Source organism: Arsenophonus nasoniae DSM 15247 (genome assembly GCF_000429565.1).
GTDB classification, from domain to species: Bacteria; Pseudomonadota; Gammaproteobacteria; order Enterobacterales; family Enterobacteriaceae; genus Arsenophonus; species Arsenophonus nasoniae.
In genome coordinates this window covers 1-6,678 of record NZ_AUCC01000113.1, presented here as the reverse complement: position 1 = coordinate 6,678, position 6,678 = coordinate 1, and the positions used below count along the sequence as shown (strand labels likewise).

Genomic DNA, 6,678 nt, shown 5'->3' with positions numbered 1-6,678 from the left:
AAGCTACTGGAATTTTATTAGCCCAAGATTTGACAGCTCCCCAAGCTTGAACAGCTGTGTTTTCTGATTTTTTCCACACTCTTGCCAGATAAAAAACGTCTTCGTCTTTATCCCACCACAATTGAATATGAGCTTGAGGGTGATTCCAACCAAAATCTTGACCATCGATAATGTAGAAGTGCTCTGGACACTCAAATGGCTGACATTTAATTAATTCTTCTGGTATTTGAAATATTCTACCACTTCCCATCGTTGGGATGCCTTTTGCACGAGCATCACGCTCATGCTCAGGATAAGAAGCGATAATCTTTTCTTTTTCTTCTTCGGTGTAGTGATCAGCATCGTGAATAGTCATGTTGACTACTTTTTGATGTTTTGATGGGTTCTTGAGAAACTTAGTGACCACATCAGACATCCCCATCAATGGAGTAAAGGTAAGAATAGAAAATTGTCCATACTTATTGGTACGAGTAAGACCTTCAGAATAAATTGCATAAGGTGGTTCTTCATCAAACCAAACGCCATGTACCGTATCCCCTTGCCATCTTGCGCGTCCCTGTGAGTATGGCTTGAAATAGCAAATTGACATGCCATCCTCAACACCCTCTTTATTTCTATGTCTAATTAGTAGATGATCTACCAGATTTGGATAAAAAGGTGATTTTTTCCAGCTAATGATATCTTCTTTGGGGATGAGACCATAACCAGGCTCGTTATTTTCTTCTATACGACCGCACAGGATACGCTGAGTTGTTTTTGTAACCGTTTCGTTTGTTTCTCCGCCAATCCAAAAAACAACCGGTTCACTGAATATTTTACCTTTCCACTTACCTTTCCACGCCCCGTCTTCAGGATAGCTTTTTGTACCAGGGTAACGACCAGTGAAATGAAATGACACCTCAGCGCCACCGGTTAATGACTTACCTAACTGATTTCCAGCAATAAAGCATCTTTCGGTGAATTTATCACCTGCTTCGATGAATTCTCGTTGCTTATCATATGGATTGTATTCAAATAATCGATGTGTTTTTTTGTATTCTTCTTCTTCTTCAAGTAAATCAAGTAATTCTATTTGTTCTTCATCACTTAATTTATCAAGTATCAGATCAAGATTTTCCACGATTAAATAGCTCTTTTATTCTAGAACGACGTTTATCTCTATCACCTTTATATTTAGTGACATCTTCTACTTGCGATTGTTCTTTCAAGCCAAGGTCACGGGCGATGATATTTGCATTCAGTAGGTCAGCTGCTGCGCCAGAAAACTTTTGGTCGTAAATGATTTTTTCTGCTTGTGTCGTGATTGCCGAAAAACCATCTTTAACTCTATAAGCTTGCCAAGTGCTATCAGCTACATCTAAAAACAAACAAAGTCCTGAAATTGTCATTGCTCGCATTTTTGATATGTTTGTGTGTGTTATCTCTCCCTGATAAGAAAATACTTTTTCTTCTTTTAGCGGGTTATTTTCTATCCATTCGAAATATTCACAACAGGCTTGCCATAGCTGCTCTGGATTTTCAAAAACGGGTTTTCTTCCGTGGCTACTTCTTGCTTCCCAAAAGCGATTTCCCTTTGGCGCTGCCATATTTACTCCTTAAATTACTTCGCAGTTCAAATAATGACATTTGAGTTGACCTACCTTCATTGTGATAATTACCAATCATCTACTCGCTAGATTTACGGGAAAAGAAGTAAAGCCTCTTTCCCTTTTTGAATTGACTTTTGCGCACGGGCAACAGGCGTACTTTCTGCGCCGGACTCGTGCCATAAATCCTTAAATATCTCAAATTTCAGCTTCTCGTCTTTCACAAAATCGATGGTGATTTGTGCTGCTGCCGTATCGAGTAATACCAACCTTAAAATATCAAGGCGCATTTGTTGTTCTTCGGTTATTTCTTTCATCATTTCACCTGTTTCAAATTAATGTTTAATTTTAGCCGCACTCTTCGCCCATCGTTTAGCCTGATTGAGACAATCTTCTAGCATCTTGCCTCGTTTACTCGCTGGCTGTTTGCGGTAATAGCGGATAGCTTCACTTGTGGCTAAGCTGGCGACAGAGTTAGAAAAACCGAGCTTCATTAACTCGGCCTTGACATTGGTTTCGATGAATTGTTCAGGGGTCATGCTTGACTTTCTCCATTTGGAGTATCATCAAATCCTGGTAGTCTTAATTGAGAAAGTGCCATAATTGTTTTTTCTGCTTTACGTATCTTATTTAGATGACGCTTACGTAAGTTCATTAAGTCGCTTCCTTTTCTACCAAAATTGTCAAACGACCATTTATTCGCCGCAACCAATCTATTTTGCATTTCGCCAATCGTTAATGATTTCAATCCTTCCATATCTAACAGAGCAAGATTGGCTGGTTGGCTTTCTTTTTCCGCTAAATCCAGTAACCACTTACGGAGTGCTTTAGCGATTTTTGTATCTGCCAACATCCCAAGTAGATGAGCGCCTCTAAGTGAAAAAAGTCTTACTCTATTGTACTGTATGTCATTGTTTTTATTACAAGAGGTCAAATTGACCACCTGGGTCATTTCAGGACTAAACTCATTTTTATTTCTGTTGTATAGCCTATTGACTGACTTAACATCTGCATATTCAAGTAGCTCTGCCATATGATGACCGGTGAACCATATTTTTCCGTCTCCATTATTAAAGGGAACGATATTGTGGGTCTTAAATGTTAATACATGATTCATGATGTCTTCCTTACTTAGGTAATGAACCTTTGCCACATAGGAAATCAGCCCATCGAAGTGACATCAGCAAAACTGATTACCTCAAAAGCTCATTCCTAAATAACGGGTTCGATGTTTGGATTAGTTGCGCATGTGGTACGCTGGAGTTGTAAGTTTTGAAAAATGTTAATTAATAGAAGTTAACATTGCTCATAGTTGTTACTGCTTTCATCGTACTTTTCCTTATAGAAAATCGAACCTGCTCACACAGAAAAGCCGCCCACAGAAAAAGTACCATTTTAAACGGCGATTCTCAGGCTCGATTTTCTGTAAGGTTCTGTGATTAAAAATATTTGATAAGTACGAAGGATGTTTATTTAAATATTACATTTGAACGTAGGTAACCACTAATATTTAACTCTTGTTCGATTTTTTGTTGGTTAGAAATATTTGCTTCTTTCATAACCTCTTCTATATCATAACCAGAATAAAAATTTTGGCCATCTTTATAGGAAATGGCATATATTAGACCAGACAAACGAATAGAATAAACAATTCTAGCATTTACTTCATATTCATCATTTTTCAATGCAACAATAGCTTTTTCATTTGGTTTAAGGGTAAAAACTGCAGCAGAATTATGAACTGTCGAGTCAGCGGTTATGTTATCTTCCATCTTTGATTCGGATTTAGCTAAACCTGTGTTAAAACTTGGACTAAACTTAAACCCAGATATTTCTAGACCTAATCCAATCTCAAAACCCGAATTATTTGTATCAGTAGTAGTCAATGATGTTCTAATTGAAACAGTATTATTTCCACTTACAGAGGCTGTAAATTTAACATCCTTATTCCCATTTTCATTAAGAAACTCTTGTATATTTACTAAATTCGTTATCGGTTTACTAAATATTTCCTGTACCACTTTATCTATTGATATTCTTCTTACTACAGGTTTAGTATGATTTTTGATAAATAAATTATTTTTATCATCTTTTAGACTAGAGAAAATTAAACCCTTAAGAGTTCCATAATTTCTAATATCTAAGTTTTTTTGAATAACTGCTCGAATATTTTGTTTTTGTGACTCTGATATCCAATCTTTAAATATTTCACTCTCTGTTATTTTAGATTGATATTCTCCTCCTTTAGAAAGAATTACTACATTTCCTGACTGATTTTCCGTAATTAAACATTTCATTTTATTCACCTCTTGCACTATGATTATTAAAATTCGTAAGTATCAATTCCCGATTCATTTACACTGTGTTTTGATATAACTCTGTAAGTATTCCGTCTGCTTTTCGTTCTCAGCTATCATCTCTCTGAGATGGAAATAATCCTGTCTAGCTGCCTCACCAAGTTGTGGGCTGGCTTCATCATATCGGCTCTTGGCGGTAGCGGTTTTGGATGCACGACACACGGCGTTGACACGCAACCGCTTAGTGCCAGCGCGAACAGTATCATGCAGCTTAGCAATTTCAGCTTTGGCATTATTGAGTTTCTCAGTCTGTTGAATATCGAGCTGGTACAAAGCATCGATTTTTTGCTGTTGTAATTTCACCGCTTCAATTTGTGCGTGATATTCCTGTTTTAGTGTGTGGTATTGTGTTTTCAGATTTTTGTAGTTTGATAAGACAACGCTGAGATAAATCATCAATCCAACAATGATTATCAAGATGGGTGTGACAGGTCTCCATAACATATTACGCTCTCAATTTCCCTGCGGTTCATTAATCCCTTCCATTTTCTGCCATCGACATAAACCCATCGCTTCATCTCATCACATGCCCCCATTCGGTCATTGGCGTTGAGCTTTTTGAGTAACGTGGATTTAGCGAAATTCCCCACGCCCACGTTGTATGCAAATGAGTAAAGGGCTGCTTGGGTCAACGTATTGATATTGACTTTAATCAGTGGGTCAACATAGCGCTTGACCGCGTTTAAATCGTCATCAAGCCACTTGTCACATTCCGCTTTGGTGTACGCCCGATTACGCGCAATATCGTTGCCGGTATGCCCGTAGCAAACAGAAAGCACACCGCCACCATCGAAATAGGGATTAAGTCTCAATCCTTCGAAATGGGTTATCATACTTGATGCTAGAAACAACGCACTACCACCGGTCGCCATCAATATTTTTTTCGGTATTTTCATACTGACGCTCCTTGAGTTTGTACTCCCTTCGGCGGTAGTACACGTTGATAAAAAATGTCCCTATCGTGCAGCCGATACCCATCACCGCAACCCACTGGTCAAGGGTTAAAAAATCAAAAATCGTTGTTATAACGCCACCGATGGTCGTCATGATGCCCCACAGATAGGCAGCCGGTGTTGAGTATTTTTCAGACATGCGCATATACCCTCCCACTGAGGGTTCCATTGCTTTAAATTAAAAAAGGGAGACAGCTGCTTTACTTGTTTATGTTGCTGCCTTTTTGAGTATTGCAGTAGCTTATTTTTAACGTTTATTCAAGCTTTTTGGACGGGTAACATAGCCCAAATAGCGTAATGCCCCTCACCGTGCAGCCTGATATGATTAATGGGATAAATTCAGGTTAATTACTTATTTTTTGACACAAATAGATTCAGCACCGTAACGATAGTATCGCCTGTAATATTTTTTAATCAATTAAATAGTTCTGGATCTCATTTTCATCGAAAATCGTTCGACGACTAAGAGAATTCAATTCTGCCCAAGCTTTGTATTTATTTCGAGAAATTATCCCTCTTGAATTCTCAAACCAAAGAAATCTATCATTCTGATCAAAAATAGCTCTAGCCAACTCATAATATCCGGATGTCAATATTAATATATATTGTTGCTCAATGTTTTTCTTTTTTGGAGGAATCTCAGGTGAATTAAAAGAATTATGTATACTAAATGACATAGTAATTACCTCATTTTACAGTTTGAGTCAGAACCAAAACGAAAAAACCCCGCAAAAAGCGAGGTTCTGATAATATGTTTAAGCGCTAACTCAATAGCTTTGCGCTACTATAGCATATAATACTGTACGGATGTACGGACAGTCAAGTATTTTACTGATGATTTGATCAGTATTTAACGACGCTGTAAAAATTGCTGTATCTCTGCTTGTTGCCAGCGTGCTAATGTATCGGTCAAAACAAAGGTATGCTCCTGATTACTCTCTTCAAGTAGTTGTGTCATCTCAGCTAACACCTTGTCTGCGTCCTCACGTTTGCGGAGTACTCGCCTTACGGCCTGTTTCTCCGCTTCATAGATCGCTTCTTTAACGCCATTGGTGAAGTTATAAATCTTTTCGCATTCTTTTGCGATTATCGGTATCTGATTAACTTCAAAATTTTGTGGTGACTCTACCCCTGTTGCATGACGTAGCGCATACCAGATGCCTTGTGTCCATGAACGCTCAAATCGGAAGCCGTTAGCCATCGTCCAAATTAAACGAGAAAGATGTGAGGTATCATCAGCAGTTAATAGTTCTCTCGCTTCTGGATGGTGTTTAGGTGTATTAAATGTTCTTTCTGCATGAAAATAGTAATCTTCTAATTGCTCGAAGACTTCCCATGCTTGATCGGTTTCAAGCATTTTAGCGTGTCTTGCTGCGCCGCGTTCTGTCCAGAGCATGAGGCTACGAACATTAGGTGCAATTTTCACAGAGTTACTTTGAGTAACCTTGTGCTTAAATTCTCGTAATTCTGAGCCTTCCAATTTGAAATAATGTTTTCCTTCAACAAATCTATCTGAATTACGCGAATGATTAACTTTGATATTGTTTGTTTCTGTACCATAGAGCCAAGCCAAAAGTTCAGTTGTCATAACTGGAATCTCATTATGAGTCATGGCGGGGATAGTTTCTACGGTGATTTGAGTAGCCATATTCGGCCTCCACATTAGTTTAGTCAAAATACGCCAGTTAGTAGTGGCGATCGGGTGTTAACTGAGCCTAATGTGAAGCTCTGGGCATATTCCCCTTTTGGGTTTTGTATTACGCCTCTCCACCCGATCATTAT

11 protein-coding genes are annotated in these 6,678 nt (G+C 38.3%); all 11 read right to left on the bottom strand.

Annotated features, from left to right (window positions below; translation table 11 throughout):
* On the bottom strand, positions 1 to 1,120 hold a 1,120-nt coding region (locus tag G468_RS0115320), incomplete at its 3' end, for a terminase large subunit domain-containing protein (protein WP_034250155.1).
* On the bottom strand, positions 1,107 to 1,586 hold the full coding sequence (locus G468_RS0115315) for a DNA-packaging protein (protein WP_026823816.1): 480 nt from the start codon (positions 1,584 to 1,586) through the stop codon (positions 1,107 to 1,109). The genes G468_RS0115315 and G468_RS0115320, both read right to left, overlap by 14 nt.
* Positions 1,587 to 1,678: 92 nt before the next feature.
* Positions 1,679 to 1,903 carry a DUF2560 family protein gene (locus tag G468_RS0115310; protein WP_026823815.1) on the bottom strand — a complete coding sequence of 75 codons (225 nt, stop codon included), beginning with the start codon at positions 1,901 to 1,903 and terminating at the stop codon, positions 1,679 to 1,681.
* An 18-nt stretch (positions 1,904 to 1,921) separates the two neighbouring features.
* A complete protein-coding gene (locus G468_RS0115305; RefSeq protein WP_026823814.1) occupies positions 1,922 to 2,125 on the bottom strand; it encodes a hypothetical protein in 204 nt (67 codons plus the stop codon).
* Positions 2,122 to 2,703: a BRO family protein gene (locus G468_RS21365; protein ID WP_034250153.1), complete on the bottom strand. Its 582-nt coding sequence runs from the start codon at positions 2,701 to 2,703 to the stop codon at positions 2,122 to 2,124. The genes G468_RS0115305 and G468_RS21365 overlap by 4 nt, the downstream gene beginning before the upstream one ends.
* A gap of 352 nt (positions 2,704 to 3,055) precedes the next feature.
* Positions 3,056 to 3,883 carry a hypothetical protein gene (locus G468_RS0115295; RefSeq protein ID WP_026823813.1) on the bottom strand — a complete coding sequence of 276 codons (828 nt, stop codon included), beginning with the start codon at positions 3,881 to 3,883 and terminating at the stop codon, positions 3,056 to 3,058.
* A gap of 54 nt (positions 3,884 to 3,937) precedes the next feature.
* Positions 3,938 to 4,387 carry a lysis protein gene (locus G468_RS0115290; RefSeq protein ID WP_026823812.1) on the bottom strand — a complete coding sequence of 150 codons (450 nt, stop codon included), beginning with the start codon at positions 4,385 to 4,387 and terminating at the stop codon, positions 3,938 to 3,940.
* Positions 4,357 to 4,839: a lysozyme gene (locus G468_RS0115285; RefSeq protein ID WP_026823811.1), complete on the bottom strand. Its 483-nt coding sequence runs from the start codon at positions 4,837 to 4,839 to the stop codon at positions 4,357 to 4,359. The genes G468_RS0115290 and G468_RS0115285 overlap by 31 nt, the downstream gene beginning before the upstream one ends.
* On the bottom strand, positions 4,799 to 5,041 hold the full coding sequence (locus tag G468_RS23130) for a phage holin family protein (RefSeq protein ID WP_071846902.1): 243 nt from the start codon (positions 5,039 to 5,041) through the stop codon (positions 4,799 to 4,801). Before G468_RS23130 ends, G468_RS0115285 begins: the two co-directional genes overlap by 41 nt.
* A 265-nt stretch (positions 5,042 to 5,306) precedes the next feature.
* On the bottom strand, positions 5,307 to 5,573 hold the full coding sequence (locus G468_RS0115280; RefSeq protein ID WP_026823810.1) for a hypothetical protein: 267 nt from the start codon (positions 5,571 to 5,573) through the stop codon (positions 5,307 to 5,309).
* A gap of 173 nt (positions 5,574 to 5,746) precedes the next feature.
* Positions 5,747 to 6,544, bottom strand: coding sequence for an ORF6N domain-containing protein (locus tag G468_RS24905; RefSeq protein WP_081700706.1), 798 nt, complete (start codon positions 6,542 to 6,544; stop codon positions 5,747 to 5,749).
* Positions 6,545 to 6,678: the final 134 nt, after the last annotated feature.

Excerpts from the sequence above, each read along its gene's own strand:
- G468_RS0115295 (WP_026823813.1), bottom strand. The coding sequence starts at position 3,883 with ATGAAATGTTTAATTACGGAAAATCAGTCAGGAAATGTAGTAATTCTT.
- G468_RS0115280 (WP_026823810.1), bottom strand. The coding sequence starts at position 5,573 with ATGTCATTTAGTATACATAATTCTTTTAATTCACCTGAGATTCCTCCA.
- G468_RS24905 (WP_081700706.1), bottom strand. The coding sequence starts at position 6,544 with ATGGCTACTCAAATCACCGTAGAAACTATCCCCGCCATGACTCATAAT.
- G468_RS0115305 (WP_026823814.1), bottom strand. The coding sequence starts at position 2,125 with ATGACCCCTGAACAATTCATCGAAACCAATGTCAAGGCCGAGTTAATG.
- G468_RS23130 (WP_071846902.1), bottom strand. The coding sequence starts at position 5,041 with ATGCGCATGTCTGAAAAATACTCAACACCGGCTGCCTATCTGTGGGGC.
- G468_RS0115285 (WP_026823811.1), bottom strand. The coding sequence starts at position 4,839 with ATGAAAATACCGAAAAAAATATTGATGGCGACCGGTGGTAGTGCGTTG.
- G468_RS0115310 (WP_026823815.1), bottom strand. The coding sequence starts at position 1,903 with ATGAAAGAAATAACCGAAGAACAACAAATGCGCCTTGATATTTTAAGG.
- G468_RS21365 (WP_034250153.1), bottom strand. The coding sequence starts at position 2,703 with ATGAATCATGTATTAACATTTAAGACCCACAATATCGTTCCCTTTAAT.
- G468_RS0115315 (WP_026823816.1), bottom strand. The coding sequence starts at position 1,586 with ATGGCAGCGCCAAAGGGAAATCGCTTTTGGGAAGCAAGAAGTAGCCAC.
- G468_RS0115290 (WP_026823812.1), bottom strand. The coding sequence starts at position 4,387 with ATGTTATGGAGACCTGTCACACCCATCTTGATAATCATTGTTGGATTG.